Here is a 22888-nt window from a genome sequence, read left to right as displayed (position 1 = left end):
GGTGGGGTTTCTCGTCTTATTCTGTTATATGCTATATAAATCATCACGGATGTATCATCAGATTCCAAGATTGTATATTGTCGCACCATGGCTACTGGTGACAGGATTGACAGGCAACATGCTGATATGCTAATTAACGGATATGTCACAGACTACATATCAATAAGGCAACCTTGGATAGAGCCATTCTTCTTCAACATAGATGATGTATTAATACAATTAGGAGCAATACTTTTTACTTTTCAAGTTATTTTTAGCAATAGTACTCTTGACAAGATATATAAGAGGAAATAAAAAAAGAGTGCCTGACTAAATCACAGTCAGGCACTCTTCATTACTTTATTTAATCCTTTAAAAATTGAAGAAGTTCTTTGCATTGTTATAGCTGATATCCTCAACCATCTGGTTAACTCTCTCAATCTCACATACAGGTATTTCACCATTCTCTATGTCACGACCAAGTAGGTTACAGAGAGTACGACGGAAATATTCATGACGTGGGTAAGAGAGGAAAGAACGTGAGTCTGTAAGCATTCCAACAAATCGGCTCAAAAGGCCTAGAAGTGAGAGTGCATTCATCTGACGCTCCATACCATCTTTCTGATCAAGGAACCACCATCCAGAACCAAACTGAATCTTTCCTGGGATTGTGCCATCCTGGAAGTTGCCAATCATAGTAGCCATAACTTCGTTGGCACATGGGTTAAGATTATATAATATTGTCTTTGTTAGCTTACCTCTGCTGTTCAATCTGTCGAGGAACTTTGAGAGTGACTTAGCTGTGTTGAACTCACCAATAGAGTCGAAACCGGTATCTGCACCCAGAAGTTGGAACATCTTACTATTGTTGTTGCGAATAGCTCCATAGTGGAACTGCTGTGTCCATCCTGTCTCATAGTCCATCTCACCAAAGACAACAAGCATAGCCGACTTGAACATTAACACCTCTTCATTTGTAAGTTCTGTGCCGCCATATACTTTATTGAATATACTATTGATCTCTGCATCTGTATAATCTTCAGCATAAAACTCCTCAAGACCATGGTCAGAGAGCTTACATCCTTGCTGTGCAAAGAACTCATGACGCTTTCTTAATGCTTCAATCATATCATTGAAACAGCTGATGTTAACGCCACTAACTTCTGATAGTTTCTCTATATATGAACGATATTCAACTGCATTCTCTACAGCCATAGCCTTGTCAGGACGCCATGTTGGAAGCATCTTAACTTCAAAACCGCTCTCACGTGTCTTGATATGATACTCAAGTGAATCGATAGGATCGTCTGTTGTACATACAGCTTCAACATTGTATCTTCTCATCATTCCACGTGCACTATACTCTGGTTTAGAGAGTTTCTCGTTGCACTCATCAAAAATCTCACGAGCTGTCTTAGGATTAAGTATTTTATCGATTCCAAAAGCTGTCTTAAGTTCAAGATGTGTCCAGTGATATAGCGGATTACGGAATGTATATGGAACAGTCTCTGCCCATTTTTCAAATTTCTCCCAGTCTGTAGTATCCTTACCTGTGATATAATTCTCAGAAATACCGTTAGAGCGCATAGCACGCCATTTATAATGATCACCTCCAAGCCAAATTTCTGTTAGAGATTTAAACTGATGATCGTCGGCAACCATTTTAGGAATAAGATGACAGTGATAGTCTATGATAGGCATCTTCTTTGCATGTTCATGATAAAGTTTCTGTGCAGTCTCACTCTGCAAAAGGAAATTATCATCCATAAAGTTTTTCATAAGCGGATATTAATTTGATGTTATTATAATCAATGAATAGAATACGTCGTTATCGAACACGAAAGTATGAGATTTATTTTTAATATCAAAATATTTGTGATTTTTGCATCATCTATTTTTATAACTAAATTAAAGCTAATAACCTTTCAATTATAGATATCTACAATTATTTTGTAATTTCGCAACATGATAATATCTGACAGAACAAAAGGTTTTACACTAGGCGCTATTGCTGCAGCAAGCTATGGCATGAACCCGCTTTTTACTCTTCCACTCTATAGCAGAGGAATGGGAGCAGATTCGGTCCTTTTTTACCGATACTCTCTCGCAGTTATAATGCTGGCAATAATGATGAAGATGCAGAAACAGTCCTTTGCAATAACCAGAAAGGAGTTCTTCCAACTGATTGTGATGGGACTATTATTTTCGTTCTCTTCACTCTTTTTGTTCCTGAGCTACAATTATATGGATGCAGGTATTGCATCAACAATTCTTTTTGTATATCCGGTTCTTGTAGCTATTATCATGGCAACATTTTTCAAGGAGAGGGTCTCTTTTGTCACCTGGCTATCTATAGCAATGGCTTTTACCGGTATATCAATGTTATGTCACGGGCCTAACGGTAATTATCTCAGCTGGGTGGGAGTGACCTTTGTTATTCTATCTTCGCTATCATACGCTATTTACATAGTAGGAGTGAACAAGTCGTCTTTGAGGAGTATGCAAATTACAAAACTTACATTCTATGTACTACTGTTCGGACTATCAATATATGTAGTAAGGTTGAATTTCCTTACAGACCTCCAGTCTGTACCTTCACCTTTGATGTATATAAATGTATTGTCATTGGCATTTTTCCCTACTGTAATATCGCTTGTCACTATGACTAAAGCTATACATTATATCGGATCAACACCAACGGCAATTCTTGGCGCATTGGAGCCTGTAACAGCACTCTTCTTCGGTGTAACAGTATTTGGAGAGAAACTTACTCCAAGAATTATACTTGGAATTATACTTGTTCTGGTCGCGGTGACTTTGATAATAGCAGGGAAAAGATTATTCAAGAATTGCAAGACTCTATTAATAAGAAACAGACGATAAAGATGGACAATTTTGCAGCAATAGATTTCGAGACGGCTAACAATGAACGCACAAGTGCATGTAGCATTGGAGTGGTCATTGTACGTGGTGGAGAGGTGGTAGATGAATATTACAGCCTGATACATCCGGAACCTGACTATTACCTCTATTGGAATATAAAAGTACATGGCATAACACAGCAGGATACCGTGGACTCTCCTGTATTCTCAGAGGTATGGAAAGAGATTGCTCCGAAAGTAGAGGGCTTGCCACTGGTAGCCCACAATAAAGCTTTCGATGAGAGCTGCTTGAAGGCACTCTTCAAGACATATTGCATGGATTATCCAGAATATAAGTTCTATTGTACATATCAGGCTTCAAGAAAGATTAAAGAACTTCCCAATCATAAGTTGAATACCGTTGCCGACTTCCTCGGCTTCAGAGATTTTGACCACCATAACGCTCTTGCCGACGCACAGGCATGCGCATATATTGCAAAGCATATTCTATGAGTGATATTATTGACGATACATATAAGACCATTTTCGAGAGTGCACAAGCAATATATACCGAAAAAAGAAGCAAATTCATTGCTATAGCTTTTCCTGTGACAACTCGTGAGGAGATAAAAGAGATCATAGATGTTTATCAGAAAAAGTATTATGATGCCCGACATCTCTGTTATGCATATATGTTAGGGCACGAGAGGAAGGATTTTAGAGCAAATGATAACGGAGAACCTTCGGGAACTGCCGGGAAACCGATTCTAGGACAGATAAACTCTAATGAGCTTACCAATATCCTTATCATTGTAGTCAGATACTTCGGAGGTATAAAACTTGGTACCAGCGGACTTATTGTAGCATACAAAGAGGCAGCAGCAGAGGCAATAGCTCAATGTGAAATAATTGAGAAGACCGTGAATGATGATATAAAGGTGATGTTCGAATATCCATTCATGAATGATATCATGAAAATCGTAAAGGACCTGTCACCTCAGATAATATCTCAGTCATATGATACCGACTGCAACATAGAGCTAAGAATCAGACGATCTGTTATGCCTGCACTTCGCGCACGACTTGAAAAGGTCGAAACTGCAAGAATAATTGAAGATGAAGAGGATAACTCTCTGTAATCTATAGGAAAATTACACTTTTTTTCAATGTAACTGTAATGTAACATTTCTGAAATAATGAATTTATTTCGTGACAATATATTTGTCACATTGAATTAATACATAAAACAATTAGATGAAAAAATCAGCACTTATCCTCTTCGCTATATCATGCTTAGCAGGAACAGCTAATGGACAGATAACAATACCCAAAGAGTATCTTCCTACAATCCACGGAACGATCAGAAGTAAGTACGAACTGCAGACAACTACAGGTGAGGAGAGATTCCAAGTAAGAAATGCACGTGTGAGCCTTGACGGTAAGGTACTACCATCGATTGCATATAAGGCTGAGATAGACCTTTCGGATGAGGGCTCTATTAAAATGCTTGATGCATATGTGAGATATCTCTCAGAAAAAGACTGGAACATAACAATGGGACAGATGAGAGTTCCATTCACAATAGATGCACACCGCTCTCCACACCAGCAATATTTTGCAAACCGCTCATTCATCGCTAAACAGGTTGGTAATGTACGTGACGTTGGTGCTACAGCAAGTTATACACTGGAAAAAGGATTACCTCTGATTCTTGAAGGAGGTTTCTTCAACGGATCAGGACTTACAAAACAGAAGGTTTGGCATAACACACTTAACTATTCTGCAAAACTTCAACTTATGCCAGTTAAAGAGTGGAACTTAACACTCAGTACTCAGAAGATTCACCCTGACCAGACAAGTATTTATATGTACGATATTGGTACATATTATGAAATATCAAACTTTCATCTAGAATTTGAGTATCTATATAAGACCTATGCAAATAATAGTTTTAAGGATGTCCATGCTTTCGACACATTCGCGAACTACGACATGATGCTGAAAAAAGGACCATTCAAGAAAATATCATTCCTTGCACGTTATGACTCAATGGGAGACCACAGCGACGGTATAGCAAATGATCAGGGTAATCTATATATTACCGACTACTCAAGAAAAAGATTAACCGGTGGCGTTACTCTAAGTTTTGGTAAAGCTTTCCAAGCTGACCTTCGTTTGAACTACGAGAAATATTTCTATGATCAGCTATCACTTGCTAAGGAATCGGAACAGGATAAGCTTGTAGTGGAGATGATGGTAAGATTCTAATTATCCCCATTTCTCCTTCATCATATCTTCCATCTTAAGAAGCTCATCGCGGTATTGTGCAGCCTCTATGAAGTCTAACTTCTTGGCTGACTCCTGCATGAGCTTTCTTGTTCTCTCTATAGACTTCTCCATCTGAGGTTTTGTCATATAATTCATTACAGGATCAGCGGCAATATTCATCCTTTCAGGTTCTACATATGCTTTAAGTCCGCTCTTGCCGATATACTTATCATCATCCTTACTGCTTGAGGCACCTAGAAGTGCGGAGTTTCTTGCCCTGACTATCTGTCTAGGAGTGATGCCGTTTGCTTCATTATATGCCATCTGCTTCTCTCGTCTTCGGTTGGTCTCATCGATAGTTCGCTGCATACTATCTGTAATCTTATCACCATACATTATAACCTTTCCATTGACATTACGAGCTGCACGACCGGCTGTCTGTGTGAGTGAACGGTGAGAACGCAAGAAGCCCTCTTTATCGGCATCAAGTATAGCAACTAAAGAGACCTCAGGAAGGTCAAGTCCCTCACGAAGAAGGTTGACACCGACAAGAACATCGTATAGTCCCTGACGAAGGTCATCCATAATCTTTACCCTATCGAGTGTATCGACATCGCTATGGATATAGTTACATCTCACTTCGTGATTAAGCAGATACTCGGTTAACTCTTCAGCCATCCTCTTGGTCAGAGTGGTAACAAGGACTCTCTCATCCTTTTCTATGCGTTGCTGTATCTCTTCCATAAGGTCATCAATCTGGTTAAGACTTGGACGGACCTCAATAACAGGATCAAGGAGACCTGTAGGACGTATAACCTGATCGACTACAACACCTTCACTCTCCTGAAGTTCATAATCAGCAGGAGTAGCACTGACATAAATCACCTGCTTTGCTATCTCATGAAACTCCTCAAACTTAAGCGGACGGTTGTCAAAAGCAGATCTCATTCTAAAACCATACTCTACAAGATTTGTCTTTCTGGCTCTGTCGCCACCATACATGGCACGTATCTGAGGAACACTAACATGGCTCTCATCGATAACGATAAGGTAATCTTCAGGGAAGAAGTCCAGTAAGCAGTAGGGACGTGTCCCAGGCTCACGGCCATCAAAATATCTTGAGTAGTTCTCTATACCTGAACAGTGGCCCAACTCACGAATCATCTCCATATCGTATGCAACTCGCTCATGAAGACGCTTAGCTTCATAAAGCTTACCTTCATTTTCCATATCGGCAACCTCCTTGCGCATGTCATCTTCAATTTTATAAATTGCCTGAAGCTGACTCTCCTTGGTTGTCATAAATAGGTTGGCAGGATAGATCTTATATTCATTGAATTCAGCTATTCTTACTCCTGACATAGGGTCAACCTCTTCTATGCTCTCTATATCATCACCCCAGAATATAATGCGAAGAACATGGTCTGCATAGGCAAGGTAAATATCCACTGTATCACCCTTTACACGGAAATTTCCTCTGTTCAACTCAATATCATTCCTTACATAGAGGCTCTCCACAAGTTTGGTAAGAAACCTGTTTCTGTCAATAGGCTTATCTTTTGTGATATCAATTACATTATTGTAGAAATCGGACGGGTTACCCATACCATATATGCAAGAGACAGACGAAACGACAATTACATCCTTCCTTCCAGAGAGAAGGGCAGAGGTAGCTGCAAGACGTAACTTATCTATCTCATCATTTATAGCAAGATCCTTCTCTATATAGGTATCTGTAGATGGGAGATATGCTTCCGGTTGGTAGTAATCATAATATGATACATAATACTCGACGGCATTATTTGGGAAGAAACTCTTGAACTCGCCATATAATTGGGCTGCCAATGTTTTGTTATGACTTAAAATAAGAGTTGGCTTATTTATGTTTTTATTACATTTGCAATTGTAAAAGTCTTACCCGAGCCGGTAACACCCAAAAGTGTCTGAGCAGGAACGCCCTGTAAGAGACCTTCTGTAAGTTCGGCAATGGCCTGAGGCTGATCACCGGTAGGTTGATATTCTGAAATAAGTTGAAAATCCATAAGTCACTGATTCAAAAGATTGGTAAAATTACAGCTTATTTCTTTTATTGCATATAATCTGTGATTAAAAACGTTATTGACTGAGAATAAATTATTAAAAAATATTTAACTTATTGTATTATTCGGTTTAAACAAGTAACTTTGCACAATTATTATAATAATATGAAGAAATATATAATAGTAGCTCTTGTTTCTGGAAGTGTTCTATCATCTTGCGGTGATTACAACAAAGTTCTTAAAAGCACGGACTATGAATACAGATACGAAGCAGCGAAAAGCTACTTTGCAAAAGGAGATAATACTAAGGCAGCAACACTCCTTGAAGAGCTAATTACTATAATGAAAGGTACTACTCAAGCTGAGGAATCCCTCTATATGTTGGCAATGACATATTATAATCAGGGAGACTATGTTACTGCATCACATTATTTCAATACATATTACACAACTTATCCTCGTGGTATATTCACTGAACAGGCTCGTTTTCACTCTGGAAAATCACTGTTCCTTGATACTCCGGAACCTCGTTTGGACCAGACAAATACTTACAAGGCAATAAATGAGTTGCAACTGTTCTGTGAATATTTCCCTGAGAGCAAGTTCAAAGCTGAAGCTCAGCAGATGATGTTCGACCTACAGGACAAACTGGTGATGAAAGATTACCAAGCTGCAAGGCTATATTTTAATTTAGGATCATATACAGGTAATGCTTCATATACAGCTGACATGCGTATCAATGGTAACAACTTTCAAGCATGTATCACTACTGTACAGAATGCATTAAAGGACTATCCTTACACTCAGATGCGTGAGGAACTTTCAATACTTCTTCTAAGAGCAAAACATAAACTGGCAACAGAGAGTGTTATAGAGAAACAGGAAGAGCGTATGCGTGAAACTATTGACGAATATTATGCGTTTAAGAACGAGTTCCCTGATAGTAAATATACTAAGGAGGCTAACAACATCTTTAAAGACGCAAGTAAATATGTAAAAGAAACTAACGATAAATAATAAGTAAGAGATTATGGATTACAAAAAGACAAATGCTCCTTCAAATACCATCACCCGTGATATGATGGATTTATGCAAAGATACGGGTAATGTATATGAAACAGTAGCTATCATTGGTAAACGTTCCAATCAGATTGCCGTAGAGATGAAGAACGATCTTTCTAAGAAATTACAGGAGTTCGCTTCATATAACGATAATCTTGAAGAGGTCTTTGAAAACAGAGAACAAATTGAAATTTCTCGATATTACGAAAAACTCCCAAAGGCAACATTAATCGCTGCTCAGGAGTACGAAGAGGGTAAGGTTTACTATCGTAATCCTTCTAAAGAAAAAGAGAAATTACAGTAAAAGGTCATTTCTTAATATAGGCCGTTTCAGATTGGAGCGGCCTTATTTTTTGTATAAATCTTAAAATTAATAGTTATGATACAACGTATTCAGACAATATATCTACTGATTGTAACCATTTTGGCTGTGACCTGCATGTCATTACCGATTGGAGCATTCGTAGAAAATAGCTCTATATCGGATTTATTCAACCTATATATCAGCAGAGCTGACGGAGTAAAAGATTATGCACCTTGGGCACTATTTGTAATACAGCTGCTCTCTGCGTTGATATCTTTCGTCGCTATATTCCTTTTCAAGAAAAGAATTATACAGATGCGTTTTTCTGTATTCAACATAATCTTAAATGTAGGATATTATATCTCAGCAATTGCATTCGTTTTCATGCTTAAGGGTGATACAGAGAGCTTCACAATGAACTGGCCGATATGTCTGCCATTAATAAACATAATATTGAGTTGGCTTGCTATTCGCGCTATAGGCAAAGACGAGATGCTTGTTAAAGCTTATGACAGATTACGATAAAATTTTTATTACAGCAAAAAAGATGCCCTTTGAATTATCAAAGGGCATCTTTTGTATCTACCGAACTGTTTGCGACTACTTTGTCAAATCAAACAGATAGCTGAAACGAGCTCCGTAATATGTGTTGGCGGAACGACTGAAATAGTCTTTCGCTCCAGATTTATAGATGTCAGACAAGCCGAAGTAATATCTTCCTTCAATCAGGAAGTGGCCTATTTTTGTGCTTAGTTCGAGACCTGCACCTCCAGTAAGTCCGTAATCAAAGCTCTTGTCGGCAACAACACCATACTGGCCTGTAGGACTGTTAGGACGATTGGTTGGGTCCCAAGTCTCACTTCGGTTCTCCTTCTCACTTAGTAAAAAGCTTACAGAAGGACCTAGATTTAAGAAGAATTTCACACCTTTCTCGTTAGAGTCCTTTCCAAAGGCAAGATGAGCAAGCAGAGGAATCTCAACATAGTTCAACACCCTTGAGTATGTATCACCACTTCCATCATCAATCTTCTCTTCCCATCCTCTCTGCGAATAGTTTATCTCAGCCTGCAAGCCACACATCATCTTAAAATATTTCTCAGACATATATCTAGCTGTAAAACCGAAAGAGTTTCCAAGAAGTCCCTTTTGCTGAACTTTAGGATTGAAATCCATAGAGCTCATATTTACTCCTCCATTAAAACCGATAGATAGGTTCTTTCTCTGGTCAAAGAGTTGTCCATACGATTGCTGGCACCATAAAGAACCAAAGATTATCAGCGCAGAAGCCAGAAGTTTATTCATTATTCAAAATGCATTTTAATGAGTTCATAATTCTTTGTCAAATGTACAAAGAAAACTTTTTTGTTTATGAAACCTCCCCAATTGTTCACTCTCTCAAATTTAAAGCTTGTCTGTATAGGTGTGAATTTTACTTTAGAGATATTTGCTTCAGTTTCATTACCATACTGTGAGAGTGCTTTCAGGAAGAAATATGCTGTATCAAATCCTAACATACCATACTTTGGATATGAGTTAGCCATTATCTTTCCATATGTTCTTCTAAATAGGGTAGAGAAGTTCACAGCCTCAGGAAAGAGGTTGTTGGTATAGAATGATGTATAGAAATATGTATCAAGCTCATAAAAATTATTGAGATGATCGTTTGTATATGTCTGCCACTCAGGATAGCCGAACAACTTTACAGTAAACTCTGGATTCGTCCTTGCAGTAACAACAAGTTGTGGAAGAAACTTTATCAGAGCTGCATTCTTTGATGAAGTAGGAATAAAGATATTATCTTTAGCCGGATCCATGATAGTTATTAAACTCTCAGGGATAATAGCGTCACCCGAAACCTCACTGTATTTTATATTGTTGTTCCTTAACTCACTCTTCAGACCACTTATAAAGTCAGCCTTATCACTGCTTCCTGCACCTGAATTAAGGAAAATAACATTTGAATTTGGGAACTGTTTCAAGAAATGATCATAAACCTCTGAGTAGAGATATGATTGAGGAGTGTTTATCTGATAAACGCTTGGATTGGCATACACATCATTACCTTTTGAGGTGAATGGTATGACAAGACGGATATTATTGGTCTTGGCAAAATCACTGGCTACCTTAACCTGATCATAGTATGCTGGACCGAATATGATATTCATATCCTTCATCTCACTCTTGGCCAACACTCTCTTCACAGACTCTACATCATTGTCTGTATCATATGTATATATATCGAATGAGTATCCCTGTCTCTTAAGACTGTCGACAGCCAAAAGGAAACCTTCATAATACTCAACCATCTTAGACTGCTCATCATTGATGCCACCTTTAGTCATGAAAGGTAGAAGAAGAGCAGCTTTCACTTTAGTAAACTTCTTCGACGTTGCCCTGCTTTTAGTGAAGAGTTCAACATCTGTGGGAGCAATCTCACTTACCTTTACAACATTCGGTATAACTAAGAAGCTACCTTTTTTCAAATTTCCATCCTTCAACTCAGGATTGGCATCAATGAGTGCCTGCTCAGTGATGTTATATTGCTTACTAATACTGTATATGGTCTCTTTGCGTTCTACCTTATGCAACTCCCTATACTTCTTATCAGACTTCTGCTTATCAGATTTAGGAACAACATTTACCGGTGTAGCCTTTGGAGCAACAGAGTCTGAAGGTTGACCGTTAGCTGATGGTATGACAAGAACCTGACCAATCTTAAAGTTATCGGCACTAAGTCCAGGATTAGCATCACATATAGCTGTTGCCGATATGCCATATTTTTGCGTCAGTTTATATAAAGTCTCTCCTTGCTGTATGGTGTGAAAAACATTCTTATCACCTACAACTTTCTTTTGCGGTATCCTAAGAGTAGAACCACTTCTCAATATTATCTCACTGCCCGGGTTTAGGTCAACTATCTCTTCTACAGAGACATTATACATGCTAGCTATAGAGAAAAGACTCTGACCAGGTGTAACTGTATGTGTAAACAGATTGTTTGAAGCATTTTGCGCAAAGGCCCCAGCTGCACATGAAGAGAGCAGAGTGGAGAAATATAATGCTTTGATAAATTTCATCTTAACTATCTTTAGTTAGGCAAAAGTACAAAAAAAAACTTTCTATTCACATTACTATATAAGAATAGAGATATTATTACCTGTTTTAATAAAAAATTCGTCGGGAAACATTAATTTTGCATGCACAAAAGTGTGATATTATATTATGAGTGATGTAAAAGAGATGATTGATGTTCTTGGCGCTAGAGTTCACAATCTTAAAGATATAGATGTACAGATACCACGTAACAGCCTTACTGTTATAACAGGTTTAAGCGGTAGTGGTAAGTCATCACTGGCATTCGATACAATATTTGCCGAAGGACAAAGAAGATATATTGAGACCTTCTCTGCTTATGCAAGAAACTTCCTTGGTGGAATGGAACGTCCTGATGTCGATAAGATAACCGGACTAAGTCCCGTTATATCTATCGAACAGAAGACTACGAATAAGAATCCACGTTCTACAGTAGGTACTACAACAGAGATATATGACTATCTGCGTCTTTTATATGCCCGTGCCGGAATTGCCTACTCATACATCTCTGGAGAGAAGATGATTAAGTACACCGAAGAACAGGTGGTAAATCTTATCCATCATGACTATGCAGGAAAGAGAATATTCATCCTTGCACCGCTTGTAAAAACTCGTAAAGGTCACTACAAAGAACTTTCGAACATGTACGAAAAAAGGATATCTCTATGTACGCGTTGACGGAGTGATACAGGAGGTGGTACATGGCATGAAACTCGACCGATACAAGAACCATGACATAGAGGTGGTTATCGATAAGATGGTTGTTGAGGAGAACTCAACAGACGATAACAAGCGACTCAAACAGAGCATTGCTACAGCTATGCAACAGGGTGACGGACTTATCATGATCTATGATGCTGAAAATGATGAGATAAAACATTACAGCAAGAGATTGATGGACCCTGTAAGCGGTACTTCTTATAAGGAACCTGCACCTCATAACTTCTCATTCAACTCACCACAAGGAGCCTGTCCAAGATGTAAGGGATTGGGTTACGTAAACCTTATTGATATAGATAAGGTTATACCCGACAAATCACTATCCATCTATGAGGGAGGTATTGCTCCATTGGGAAAGTACAAAAATGCCATGATATTTTGGCAGATAGAGGCTATCTTGGAAAAGTATGATTTCACACTTAAAACTCCGATAAAAAAGATTACCGACGATGCCATAGATGAGATTCTTCATGGCTCTGATGATAGAATCAAGATAAAGAGCTCACTTATTCATACCTCATCCGACTATTTCACAGAGTACGAAGGTATAGTGAAGTATATTCAGATTATGCAGGAGAAAGATGCATCTGCTACAGCTCAGAAATGGGCAGACCAGTTTGCTAAGACTGATGTATGTCCTGAATGTAAAGGGGCGCGACTAAACAAAGAGGCACTTAGCTACAAAATATATGATAAGAACATCTTTGAACTATCATGCATGGATATCAGCGAGCTGCACAGTTGGCTGGCTGATATAGATGTTCATCTTGAGAATAAGCAACGAATGATTGCTACAGAGATTCTTAAAGAGATTCGTTCAAGACTTACTTTCCTTCTTGATGTGGGATTGGATTATCTTTCACTAAACCGTAGTTCTGTCTCTCTCTCTGGTGGTGAGAGCCAGCGTATACGTTTGGCAACACAGATAGGATCACAGCTTGTAAATGTACTATATATACTTGATGAGCCGAGTATCGGACTTCATCAAAGAGATAATATCCGACTCATTAATTCTCTAAAGAAACTTCGTGATGGTGGCAACTCTGTCATTGTTGTCGAGCATGACAAGGATATGATGCTTGCGGCAGACTATATAGTCGATATGGGGCCTAAGGCAGGCCGTCTGGGAGGTGAGGTGGTATTCCAAGGAACTCCGGAAGAGATGCTAAAAGAGGATACTTTGACATCAAAATACCTCAACGGAAAGATGCAGATTGCTGTACCAGAAAAGAGGAGAGTGGGAAATGGAGAGTTACTTACATTAAAAGGGGTACGTGGAAACAACCTTAAAAATGTTGATGTGTCGTTCCCTTTAGGTGAGCTGATATGTGTGACAGGTGTATCTGGTAGCGGTAAATCCACATTGGTAAATGATACTCTGCAACCTATACTCTCTCAACATTTCTATCGCTCACTTCAAGATCCATTACCATACGAGTCAATAGAGGGAATAGAGTTTATTGATAAGGTGGTAAACGTAGACCAATCACCATTGGGAAGAACGCCACGCTCTAATCCTGCTACCTATACAGGGGTATTCTCGGATATAAGAAACCTGTTTGTTGCACTTCCTGAGGCAAAGATAAGAGGTTATAAAGCGGGACGTTTCTCGTTCAACATAAGTGGAGGACGTTGTGAAGCTTGTTCAGGCAACGGATATAAGACTATAGAGATGAATTTCCTCCCAGATGTATTGGTGCCATGCGAGGTGTGCCACGGAAAGAGATATAACCGTGAGACTCTTGAGGTAAGATACAAAGGAAAATCTATTGCCGATGTACTCGACATGACAATAAACATTGCTGTGGAGTTCTTCGAAAATGTGCCACAGATACTTAATAAGATAAAGGTTCTTCAAGAGGTTGGATTGGGATATATCAAACTTGGGCAGCCATCTACAACACTATCAGGTGGTGAGAGTCAGCGTGTAAAACTTGCCACTGAACTTTCAAAACGTGATACAGGAAAGACAGTTTACATACTCGATGAGCCAACTACTGGACTTCACTTTGAAGATATACGAGTGCTTATGAATGTACTCAACAAACTTGTTGACAAAGGAAATACTGTGATTGTCATTGAACATAACCTTGATGTAATAAAGATGGCGGATCATGTCATAGATATGGGACCTGAAGGTGGCAGAGGCGGAGGAAAGATTCTTGTTATCGGTACACCTGAAGAGGTTGCAAAAAGTGGCAAAGGATACACATCCAAGTTCATTAAAGAGGAACTTGAATATTATAATAATATCAAATAGAGTTCCTACTTAGTAATAAAGATTCGGGAAATAGTGTGTTATGAAAGAGAAGATATCAAAAACAAATGTTGCAAGACTACTCGATAAGGCGAAAGTAAAGTATGAACTTATCCCATATGATGTGGATGAGAACGACCTTAGCGCAATACATGTGCAGAAAGTTTAGGCGAAGATATAGAGCAAGTCTTTAAGACATTGGTGCTACATGGAGAGAAATCCGGCTATTTTGTTTGCGTTATTCCAGGTGAACATGAGATTGACCTTAAGTTAGCTGCTAAAGTTTCGGGCAACAAGAAGTGCGACCTAATACCTATGAAAGAGCTTCTTCCTCTTACCGGATATATACGTGGCGGCTGTTCACCTATAGGAATGAAAAAACATTTCCCAACATATATACATGCCAGCTGCAATGACTTTACATATATCTATGTAAGTGCTGGAATACGCGGTCTTCAGATCAGGCTAGCTCCCCAAGATCTTATAAAGGAAAGCAGAGCTGAAATATGTACACTCTTTTAGTCTTCTGAATCCTGTAGAGATAATATACAGGAGATATTATCTAAGCTTGATAGATCTTGATTTAGTACCCTCATCCAACATTTCTGCTGGGATGACATCTTTCATCACATTATAAACCGCATTGACTACTCTTTCACGAATAAAGTCCTCCTTGATTACGATTGATATAAGACGTGACGCTGCAGGTATATGATCAAGAGAGTGTATATTTTTCTTCTGCTCCGCCGTCAAGAAATTTGTGTGCAGTTGAGGAATAATTGTAAACCCACCATTCCTGTCAACTATTCGGATAAGCGTCTCTATGCTGCCTGCCTCATATGTATGATTTCCCACACTCTTATCGTCGCAGAAGTTAAGGGCTCCATTAGGAACACAATGTCCCTCCTTTAGTATCCACATATGTTCTGCAGGAAGTTTCCCTTCAGAAATCATCTTCAGAGTATCTTTACAAGCACACGAGAAGTATCCAACGAATGGCTCCTTGTAAACAGGTATCTCGAGGAATTTTCCTCCAGCTTCGGGAGAGGTCGTTATCGCCATATCTATACTGCCAAGAGCAATATCATTGAGTAAAGCTGCATTCTCCTTCTCTTCAATAACCAGATTCATCTTTGGAAACTTCTGTTTGAAACTTAAGATAAAGTCGGGTACCAGGTAGGGAGAGATTGTAGGCAACATACCAATATGAAGATTGCCTGACATGCTCTCAACCTCATCAGATATAAGTTCCTTTACACGTTCTGCCTCTTTCAGCAATATATGTGCTTGTGCAATCACCTTTTCACCAATAGGAGTGGGAGTGATATTCTTTTTATCACGATTGAAAAGTGTCACATCCAATTCCTCCTCCAGCTTTTGGACCATGGCACTCAATGAGGGTTGAGTCACTCCACATGACTCAGCTGCTAAGACAAAGTGGCGATATGTATCCAAAGCCACAATATATTCCATCTGTTGTAAAGTCATAATGATAGTTTTTAGCTATACAAAGATAGCAAAAAGCTGTTGTGCTCCTATTAAAAGCCCAATATATTTGCATCAACAAAAGAGAGATAAACAACAAAAAACAATCAATATAAAATTAGAAATTATGAAAGCAACAGTATTAACAACAGCAGAGTTTAACAAGAAAGTAGCTAACCTGGAAAATGGTAACGAGTGGAAATTTTTAGGAGAACGTCCGGCAATAATCGATTTCTTCGCAACATGGTGTGGACCTTGCAAGATGCTTTCTCCAATATTAGATGAACTTTCAGAAGAGTATGAAGGAAAAGTAGACTTCTACAAAGTAGATGTTGACCAAGAGAGCAAATTATCAGAGTTGTTTAACATCCGCAGCGTTCCATCACTTTTATTCATTCCTCTTACAGGTAACCCCGGAATGTTACAAGGAGCTTTACCAAAAGTTCAGTTAAAGAATACAATAAATGACATCTTATTAAAATAAGCAGATATGAAAACAATAAAAATTAAATATAGCTTTTTAGCAATCATACTATTAATGATGGGATTAGTGTCAACACAAGGAGCATCTGCTCAAGTGGTGAAAGAGATTACTAAATCCGAATTTACTAAAAAAGTTGCTGATTTAGAGAAAAACAAAGATTGGAAATTCCTTGGGAACAAACCAACTATTATTGATTTCTACGCAACATGGTGCGGACCTTGCAAGCGACTATCTCCAATAATGGAACAACTTGCTAAAGAGTATAACGGTAAAGTACAGTTCTATAAAGTAGATGTAGACAAGGAGAGAGAATTGGCAACGATGTTCGGCATACAGAGCATTCCATCAATACTCTTTATTCCTAAAAGAGGAAAGCCTATTATGGCACAAGGAGCTTTACCAAAAGCAGAGTTAAAAAAGACAATAGATTCAAATCTTCTCAAATAAGTTGAACCATAGCACTATGAACATAATAACTAAACTGAAGACTATATCTATGTTTGTGACAGGTTTCGTTTTTGCCCCTGGCGGTTTCCGCTCAGGAGGCAAAACACCTCGAACTAAACCAGGCAGTGAATATAGCAGTAAAAAACAACAATAATATTCAGATAGCAGAACTGGACAGAAAAGTAGCTAATGCAGACTATCACCAGACTGATGCAATCTTTCTTCCTCAGGTATCGGTTGGATATACTGCCTTGACAACCAACAATCCATTGAATGCCTTTGGATTTCTATTACAACAAGAGAGTGTTGCAGCTGCAGATTTTGACCCATCAAAATTAAATAATCCGGGTGCCACACAGAATTATGGAGCTTCAGTGGATGTTAAGATGCCACTTGTAAATCTTGATTTGATATATGCACGTAAGGCTGCAAAGAAACAGGATGAAGTATATAAGTATAAAGCAGCTTATATGAAAGATTACATTAGCTTCGAAGTTCAGAAGGCATATACACAGTTGCAGTTCGCATATCAGGCACGCGAGATATTAAGTCGTACACTAGTTGATGTTAAGCAGATTCACCAGAGTGTAGAGAACTTTTACAATAAAGGATTGGTGCAGAAATCAGACGTTCTGAATGCTCAGGTACAGGTAAACACTATCGAAAGTGCCTTAGCAAAAGCAGAAAGTAATATTGCAAATGCATCCGATGGTCTTAACCTACTAATGAATGGTGGCGATGATAGTAAAAGTCAACTTTATATTACCGATTCATTAGAACAGAAATCAAATCTGGAAGTCTCACCTGAATTCTCTATGAACAGATCAGATGTGATGGCTATGCAGAGTGCATTGGATGCATCAAAAGCAATGGTAAAATCGTCAGCGATGAACTTCCTACCAAAGATTAATGCTTTCGGAAGCTACCAATTGAATGATTCCAAAATATTCAAGTTTCAGAATGATTCATACTTAGCAGGCATAAACCTTAGTTGGACAATATTCTCTGGTAACCAGAACAGAAGCAAGGTGCGCTCAGCTATATTTCAGAGAGATAAGATGAAGAGAGAGGTTGACGATTACATTGACAAGAGCAAACTGGAAGTTAACAAGACTGCACGTGATATTCAGGATCTGAATATTGAGATTAGGAAACAACAGAGCAGTGTAGAGCATGCTTATGAGGCATTGCGTATAACCAACAACCGCTACAAAGAAGGGTTGGCAAGTACTACAGATCTACTGACCTCTCAGGCACAACTTTCACAACAGCAGTTAGGTTTGGCACAAGCAGTCATGACCTACAACATTACCAGATATTACCAAGAATTACTAACCACCATCAAATAAATAAGCAATGAAAACCAGATTAATAATATATCCAACACTAATGGCTGCTTTGATCTTCTCTTCTTGTTCATCAAAATCGGAGAGCGAAGCAAAAGATAAACCCGTAGCAGTTACTACTTATACGCCGACACTTCTTCATGATGGTGGAATGTTCATCAGCGGAATGGTATCAGCAAAGCAGACTGCAGTAATCAGTACACGCATGATGGGATATGTTGACCAGATTAAGGTCAAACAGGGCGATAAAGTTAAAGAGGGACAACTTCTACTTGTCATAAACAGTGACGACCTGAATGCTAAAAAGGCACAGGCTAAGGCAATGGTTTCTGAAGCTGAAGCAGCTGCAAAGAACGCTGAACGTGACTATAGCCGTTTCAAACAGTTGCATGCTCAGAAAAGCGTATCCGACAAGGAGCTGGAGAATATGGAGCTGAACAATATCTCTATCCAGTCTAAGTTGCAGATGGCTCGCCAGGGATTAAACGAAGTGAATGCAATGCTTGCATATACACATATCAGAGCTCCATTCTCAGGAACAATAACAGGTAAAATGATTGACGAGGGTAGCATGGCTAATCCAGGAATGCCTCTGTTGACAATGGAACAGACAGGCGACATGGAGGTTAAGGCTTCAGTACCTGAGAACTATATATCATCTATCAAAGTCGGTGACGTTGTAACTATCGGGATAAAGTCACTCAACAAGAATATTTCAGGAAAAATAAGCGAGATAAGTCCATCGTCAGCAATGACAGGAGGACAATACGGAATAAGAATTGCCATTGATCAGGAAGCTAAATATAATCTACATGCAGGAATGTATGCCGGTATTCAGATTGCAGGCAAATATGATAAGGAGAGTCTAAAGGAGATTTGGGTAGAGTCATCTTCTATAGTGAAACGTGACCAACTGACAGGCCTCTATGTTGTAACTCCAGATCAGGAAGCTATGTTACGCTGGGTACGTCTGGGTAAGAAGAATGGTGATTTGGTAGAGGTTATCTCAGGCTTGAATGAAAATGAGCAGATAATCCGACTGAATGGTACAAAACTATATAACGGTATAAAAGTATTAGTAACAAAATAATCAGATAGAACTATGAAAGAAGGAATTTCAGGTAGAATAGCCAAGGCATTCATAGGCTCGAAACTGAGTCTGCTGCTTATGATAGCTTTCCTGCTATTAGGAGCATTCAGCATCTATCTAATCCCTCGTGAAGAGGAGCCGCAGATAGAGGTACCAATGGCTGACATAATGATCGGCTATCCGGGAGCTTCTCCTGCAGAGGTAGAAAGCAGCGTAATACAACCTATAGAGAAGATTGTATCAAATATAAAGGGTGTGGAAGATGTATACTCAACATCTATGAATGGTATGGGTATGCTCACAGTACAGTTCTATGTTGGTGAGAACCTTGAAAATTCATTGGTTAAGTTATACAATGAGTTGATGAAGAACATGGACCGCATGCCTCAAGGTGTTACAATGCCTTTAGTCAAAACCCGTACTATCGACGATGTGCCCGCTCTCGCATTTACTATTTGGAGTGATAAAATGAACGGCTATCAGATAAGACAGGTCGCAGAGGTTGTAGCAAACGAAATAAAGAAGGTAAAAGATGTAGCTCATGTTGAGGTTACAGGCGGACAGAGCCGTCAGGTAAGTGTATGGCTGGATAAGGATAAGATGGCTGAAAGCAATGTTGACATGAGTACCATTGCTAAGTCTCTTCAGGCCAACAATGCACAGATGCAGAGTGGAAACATTGTAAATAATGATGCTGTATACTCTGTAGAGACAGGTAATTTCTTCTCAGATGCAGAGGAGATAAAGAATACAATTGTTGGAACAAAGGATCAGCAACCAATATATCTTTATCAGATAGCAACAATTGAAGATGGTCCGCGTATTCCAGATAATTATGTTAGCTTCGGCTATGGTTCAGCAGATGGTGATAAACAGAGTAAGAATCTAGGTTTACACGAGGCTGTAACTATCTCTATTGCAAAGAAGAATGGTGCAGATGCCATGAAACTTGCCGATATTCTTATCAGTAAAGTCGACAAGATGAAGAGCGATCTCATCACAAAAGATCTGAATGTAGAGGTAACACGTAACTATGGATTGACAGCTTCACATAAAGTTTCTGAGCTATTACTGCACTTGTCAATTGCAATTCTAGCAGTAACAGTATTCGTTATGCTGGCTATGGGCTGGAGAGGAGGTCTGGTAGTATTCATGTCAGTACCTATCACATTTGCTCTTACACTTTTTGCATACTACTTCTTGGGATATACGCTGAATCGAATAACGCTCTTTGCACTGGTGTTTGTCACGGGTATTGTTACCGACGACTCAATCATCATTGCAGAGAATATGTATCGGCACTTTAAGATGAAGAAATTGCCTCCTTTGCAAGCAGCAATATATGCTATTAATGAAGTAGGTAATCCAACAATCCTTGCAACTCTAACTGTTATTGCAGCTGTGTTGCCAATGGCATTCGTTTCCGGTATGATGGGCCCTTACATGAGCCCGATGCCAATCGGTTCATCAATTGCCATGATATTCTCACTGTTGGTAGCTTTGACGCTTACTCCATATTTCGGTTACCTGTTCTTAAGATATAAGGGTAAGAATCATAAAGAGGAAAGTGATGAAGAAGAGTATCGAGAGCTGGAAAAGACACGCATATACAAGTGGTATTCAGCAATTACAGTGCCTTTCCTTGAAAGTCGTAAGAAACGCTGGATATTTATGAGTAGCCTTACTGCCATCATGTTAGGTTCACTAGTACTTTTCTATACTAGAACTGTACCTGTAAAGATGCTCCCATTCGATAATAAGAATGAATTCCAAGTGATAATAGATATGCCAGAAGGTACAACATTGGAACGTACAAATGCTGTAGCACAGGAACTTGCATCATATGTAAGCAAAAATGAGTATGTTACAAACTATCAGATATATGCAGGAACAGCAGCACCGATAAACTTCAACGGTCTTGTGCGCCACTACGATATGCGCAAAGGAGATAATGTTGCTGATATCCAGGTGAACCTTATAGATAAGGGAGAGAGAAGCTTGCAGAGTCATGATATTGCAAAATCAATGCGTAGCGGCTTACAGTCAATAGGTAAAAGATATAATGCTAATGTGAAGGTGGTGGAAGTTCCTCCCGGTCCTCCGGTGATGTCAACACTTGTTGCTGAGGTTTACGGACCAGATTATAATAAGCAGGTGGAGATAGCAGAAAAGATCAAATCTATACTTAGTGGTACTGACAATGTGGTCGATGTTGACTGGAATGTAGAGAGTGACCAGAAAGAGTATAAATTTACAGTTGACAAGGACAAATCAATGAAGTTAGGTATTCCTAATTCTCAGGTGGTACAGTCGGTGACCGGCGCCTTGTCAGGGATGCCGGTAGGAATACTTCATCAGCCATCAATGGTTAATCAGGTAGGAGTGACCCTCCAGATTCCTGAGGCAGACCAGTCGAATGTAAACGAGGTGTTAGGGCTAAATGTAGTGAATGAGAAGGGACTGTCTGTTCCACTAAATCATATTGTTACTGTCTCTGAAGGTGAAAAGCAGAAGAGTATCATGCGTAAGAACCAGAAGAGAGTGGTATATGTGATGACAGAGATAGCAGGCGACCTTGAAAGTCCTATATATGCTATGCTTGATGCCGCCGATGGATTGAAGCAGATTAAGTTACCTGACGGATATTCTATTGAGGAGCAGTTCAGTCAGCAACCTGACTCAGAAGACAACTACTCTCTGAAATGGGATGGTGAATGGAAGATTACATACGAGGTATTCCGTGACTTAGGATTGGCATTCGTCTTTGTATTGATAATTATCTATATATTGATTGTAGCATGGTTCCAGAGTTTTGTGACACCGTTTGTCCAACTGGCAGCCATTCCTCTATCACTGATTGGTATTGTATTGGGACATTTGGTTATGGGAGCCTACTTCAGTGCGCCATCAATGATTGGATTCATTGCCTTGGCCGGTGTGATGGTACGTAACTCTATATTGCTTATTGACTTCATCGATATCCGCTTGAAACAAGGAGTACCTTTAAAGCAGGCTATCATTGAATCAGGAGCTGTACGTACTACTCCAATCATTCTGACTGCAGGTAGTGTGGTATTAGGAGCTTTTGTAATGCTCTTCGATCCTATCTTCCAAGGTCTTGCAATATCACTTATAGGAGGATCAATTACATCCACCTTGCTAACACTGGTAGTTATACCACTGTTATATTACAAGATGCTAAAGAAGAAAGTAAAATAAGATATTGATGACTGACAACTTTAAATTATAGTTTTATATTGAGTTCCTCCGAGGCTACGTTAGAAGTGATTCTAGTGCAGCCTCTTTTTTATGCTGCTAAAGCATTATTCAGACTACAGTTCAAGCTGACTAAATGATCCGCAATTGATAAAGGATATTTATTTCTCTATTATACAATTATTGTAATATTTATGATAAATACTACATGTATGAGGACTATTTATAATATATTTT

The 22888-nt window shown here is 39.0% G+C and carries 17 protein-coding genes and 3 pseudogenes; 15 read left to right on the top strand and 5 right to left on the bottom strand.

The window, feature by feature from the left end; all coding sequences use genetic code 11:
• The first annotated feature begins 87 nt into the window (after nt 1–87).
• Nucleotides 88–294, top strand: a complete 207-nt coding sequence (locus JCM15092_RS12350; RefSeq protein ID WP_024994937.1) for a signal peptidase II — start codon at nt 88–90, stop codon at nt 292–294.
• A 57-nt stretch (nt 295–351) separates the two neighbouring features.
• On the opposite strand, the gene uxaC is transcribed toward JCM15092_RS12350, so the two are convergent.
• Complete coding sequence (uxaC, locus tag JCM15092_RS12345) at nt 352–1758, bottom strand: glucuronate isomerase (protein WP_024994936.1); 1407 nt, start codon at nt 1756–1758, stop codon at nt 352–354.
• Between the two features lie 186 nt (nt 1759–1944).
• On the opposite strand from uxaC, the gene JCM15092_RS12340 reads away from it, so the two are divergent.
• From JCM15092_RS12340 to JCM15092_RS12325, 4 genes are all read left to right on the top strand, one after another.
• A complete protein-coding gene (locus tag JCM15092_RS12340; protein ID WP_408636486.1) occupies nt 1945–2862 on the top strand; it encodes a DMT family transporter in 918 nt (305 codons plus the stop codon).
• A 2-nt stretch (nt 2863–2864) separates the two neighbouring features.
• Nucleotides 2865–3353, top strand: a complete 489-nt coding sequence (locus JCM15092_RS12335) for a 3'-5' exonuclease (RefSeq protein ID WP_024994934.1) — start codon at nt 2865–2867, stop codon at nt 3351–3353.
• The gene (locus JCM15092_RS12330; protein WP_051532557.1) at nt 3350–3979 is read left to right on the top strand and encodes an IMPACT family protein; all 630 of its coding nucleotides are present in this window, start codon (nt 3350–3352) and stop codon (nt 3977–3979) included. The genes JCM15092_RS12335 and JCM15092_RS12330 overlap by 4 nt, the downstream gene beginning before the upstream one ends.
• 115 nt (nt 3980–4094) lie before the next feature.
• Entirely contained in the window at nt 4095–5108 is a 1014-nt protein-coding gene (locus tag JCM15092_RS12325; RefSeq protein WP_024994932.1) for a porin, read from the top strand.
• On the opposite strand, the pseudogene uvrB reads toward JCM15092_RS12325, so the two are convergent.
• Nucleotides 5109–7150: pseudogene (gene uvrB, locus JCM15092_RS16050) on the bottom strand (excinuclease ABC subunit UvrB). It abuts the gene before it with no gap.
• A 162-nt stretch (nt 7151–7312) separates the two neighbouring features.
• Here uvrB and JCM15092_RS12315 point away from each other — a divergent pair.
• The 3 genes from JCM15092_RS12315 (at nt 7313) to JCM15092_RS12305 (ending at nt 9038) form a co-directional block, all read left to right on the top strand.
• Nucleotides 7313–8164 (top strand): outer membrane protein assembly factor BamD, encoded by an 852-nt coding sequence (locus JCM15092_RS12315; RefSeq protein WP_024994931.1) that lies wholly within the window; start codon nt 7313–7315, stop codon nt 8162–8164.
• Between the two features lie 13 nt (nt 8165–8177).
• Nucleotides 8178–8513: a DNA-directed RNA polymerase subunit omega gene (locus JCM15092_RS12310; RefSeq protein ID WP_024994930.1), complete on the top strand. Its 336-nt coding sequence runs from the start codon at nt 8178–8180 to the stop codon at nt 8511–8513.
• A gap of 75 nt (nt 8514–8588) precedes the next feature.
• On the top strand, nt 8589–9038 hold the full coding sequence (locus JCM15092_RS12305; RefSeq protein ID WP_024994929.1) for a DUF4293 domain-containing protein: 450 nt from the start codon (nt 8589–8591) through the stop codon (nt 9036–9038).
• Nucleotides 9039–9113: 75 nt separating this feature from the next.
• On the opposite strand, the gene JCM15092_RS12300 is transcribed toward JCM15092_RS12305, so the two are convergent.
• Nucleotides 9114–9815: a porin family protein gene (locus JCM15092_RS12300; RefSeq protein WP_024994928.1), complete on the bottom strand. Its 702-nt coding sequence runs from the start codon at nt 9813–9815 to the stop codon at nt 9114–9116.
• Nucleotides 9815–11590, bottom strand: coding sequence for a PBP1 and LysM peptidoglycan-binding domain-containing protein (locus tag JCM15092_RS12295; RefSeq protein ID WP_024994927.1), 1776 nt, complete (start codon nt 11588–11590; stop codon nt 9815–9817). Before JCM15092_RS12295 ends, JCM15092_RS12300 begins: the two co-directional genes overlap by 1 nt.
• Nucleotides 11591–11735: 145 nt before the next feature.
• On the opposite strand from JCM15092_RS12295, the pseudogene uvrA reads away from it, so the two are divergent.
• Nucleotides 11736–14586, top strand: a pseudogene (gene uvrA / locus JCM15092_RS16045) (excinuclease ABC subunit UvrA).
• A gap of 40 nt (nt 14587–14626) precedes the next feature.
• Nucleotides 14627–15105 (top strand): annotated as a pseudogene (ybaK, locus tag JCM15092_RS16040) (Cys-tRNA(Pro) deacylase).
• Nucleotides 15106–15141: 36 nt separating this feature from the next.
• Here ybaK and JCM15092_RS12280 read toward each other — a convergent pair.
• Nucleotides 15142–16071 (bottom strand): LysR substrate-binding domain-containing protein, encoded by a 930-nt coding sequence (locus JCM15092_RS12280; protein WP_024994926.1) that lies wholly within the window; start codon nt 16069–16071, stop codon nt 15142–15144.
• A 124-nt stretch (nt 16072–16195) separates the two neighbouring features.
• Here JCM15092_RS12280 and trxA (JCM15092_RS12275) point away from each other — a divergent pair, with 124 nt between their 5' ends.
• The 5 genes from trxA (JCM15092_RS12275) to JCM15092_RS12255 all read left to right on the top strand — a co-directional run bounded on the left by trxA (JCM15092_RS12275) (nt 16196) and on the right by JCM15092_RS12255 (nt 22654).
• On the top strand, nt 16196–16552 hold the full coding sequence (gene trxA, locus JCM15092_RS12275; protein WP_024994925.1) for a thioredoxin: 357 nt from the start codon (nt 16196–16198) through the stop codon (nt 16550–16552).
• A 54-nt stretch (nt 16553–16606) separates the two neighbouring features.
• Nucleotides 16607–16999 (top strand): thioredoxin, encoded by a 393-nt coding sequence (gene trxA, locus JCM15092_RS16035; RefSeq protein WP_235782356.1) that lies wholly within the window; start codon nt 16607–16609, stop codon nt 16997–16999.
• A 125-nt stretch (nt 17000–17124) separates the two neighbouring features.
• Entirely contained in the window at nt 17125–18348 is a 1224-nt protein-coding gene (locus JCM15092_RS12265) for a TolC family protein (RefSeq protein ID WP_235782354.1), read from the top strand.
• A 7-nt stretch (nt 18349–18355) separates the two neighbouring features.
• The gene (locus tag JCM15092_RS12260) at nt 18356–19435 is read left to right on the top strand and encodes an efflux RND transporter periplasmic adaptor subunit (RefSeq protein ID WP_024994923.1); all 1080 of its coding nucleotides are present in this window, start codon (nt 18356–18358) and stop codon (nt 19433–19435) included.
• A 12-nt stretch (nt 19436–19447) separates the two neighbouring features.
• Complete coding sequence (locus JCM15092_RS12255; protein WP_024994922.1) at nt 19448–22654, top strand: efflux RND transporter permease subunit; 3207 nt, start codon at nt 19448–19450, stop codon at nt 22652–22654.
• Nucleotides 22655–22888: the final 234 nt, after the last annotated feature.

It is taken from the genome of Phocaeicola paurosaccharolyticus JCM 15092 (assembly GCF_000613805.1).
GTDB lineage: Bacteria > Bacteroidota > Bacteroidia > Bacteroidales > Bacteroidaceae > Phocaeicola > Phocaeicola paurosaccharolyticus.
The sequence above is the reverse complement of the archived record's forward strand: the minus strand, read 5'-3'. Positions and strand labels throughout refer to the sequence as shown.

Bases quoted from the DNA above. Each gene is read 5' to 3' on its own strand.
- JCM15092_RS12350 (WP_024994937.1), top strand. From the start codon at position 88: ATGGCTACTGGTGACAGGATTGACAGGCAACATGCTGATATGCTAATT.
- uxaC (WP_024994936.1), bottom strand. From the start codon at position 1,758: ATGAAAAACTTTATGGATGATAATTTCCTTTTGCAGAGTGAGACTGCA.
- JCM15092_RS12340 (WP_408636486.1), top strand. From the start codon at position 1,945: ATGATAATATCTGACAGAACAAAAGGTTTTACACTAGGCGCTATTGCT.
- JCM15092_RS12335 (WP_024994934.1), top strand. From the start codon at position 2,865: ATGGACAATTTTGCAGCAATAGATTTCGAGACGGCTAACAATGAACGC.
- JCM15092_RS12330 (WP_051532557.1), top strand. From the start codon at position 3,350: ATGAGTGATATTATTGACGATACATATAAGACCATTTTCGAGAGTGCA.
- JCM15092_RS12325 (WP_024994932.1), top strand. From the start codon at position 4,095: ATGAAAAAATCAGCACTTATCCTCTTCGCTATATCATGCTTAGCAGGA.
- JCM15092_RS12315 (WP_024994931.1), top strand. From the start codon at position 7,313: ATGAAGAAATATATAATAGTAGCTCTTGTTTCTGGAAGTGTTCTATCA.
- JCM15092_RS12310 (WP_024994930.1), top strand. From the start codon at position 8,178: ATGGATTACAAAAAGACAAATGCTCCTTCAAATACCATCACCCGTGAT.
- JCM15092_RS12305 (WP_024994929.1), top strand. From the start codon at position 8,589: ATGATACAACGTATTCAGACAATATATCTACTGATTGTAACCATTTTG.
- JCM15092_RS12300 (WP_024994928.1), bottom strand. From the start codon at position 9,815: ATGAATAAACTTCTGGCTTCTGCGCTGATAATCTTTGGTTCTTTATGG.
- JCM15092_RS12295 (WP_024994927.1), bottom strand. From the start codon at position 11,590: ATGAAATTTATCAAAGCATTATATTTCTCCACTCTGCTCTCTTCATGT.
- JCM15092_RS12280 (WP_024994926.1), bottom strand. From the start codon at position 16,071: ATGACTTTACAACAGATGGAATATATTGTGGCTTTGGATACATATCGC.
- trxA (WP_024994925.1), top strand. From the start codon at position 16,196: ATGAAAGCAACAGTATTAACAACAGCAGAGTTTAACAAGAAAGTAGCT.
- trxA (WP_235782356.1), top strand. From the start codon at position 16,607: ATGATGGGATTAGTGTCAACACAAGGAGCATCTGCTCAAGTGGTGAAA.
- JCM15092_RS12260 (WP_024994923.1), top strand. From the start codon at position 18,356: ATGAAAACCAGATTAATAATATATCCAACACTAATGGCTGCTTTGATC.
- JCM15092_RS12255 (WP_024994922.1), top strand. From the start codon at position 19,448: ATGAAAGAAGGAATTTCAGGTAGAATAGCCAAGGCATTCATAGGCTCG.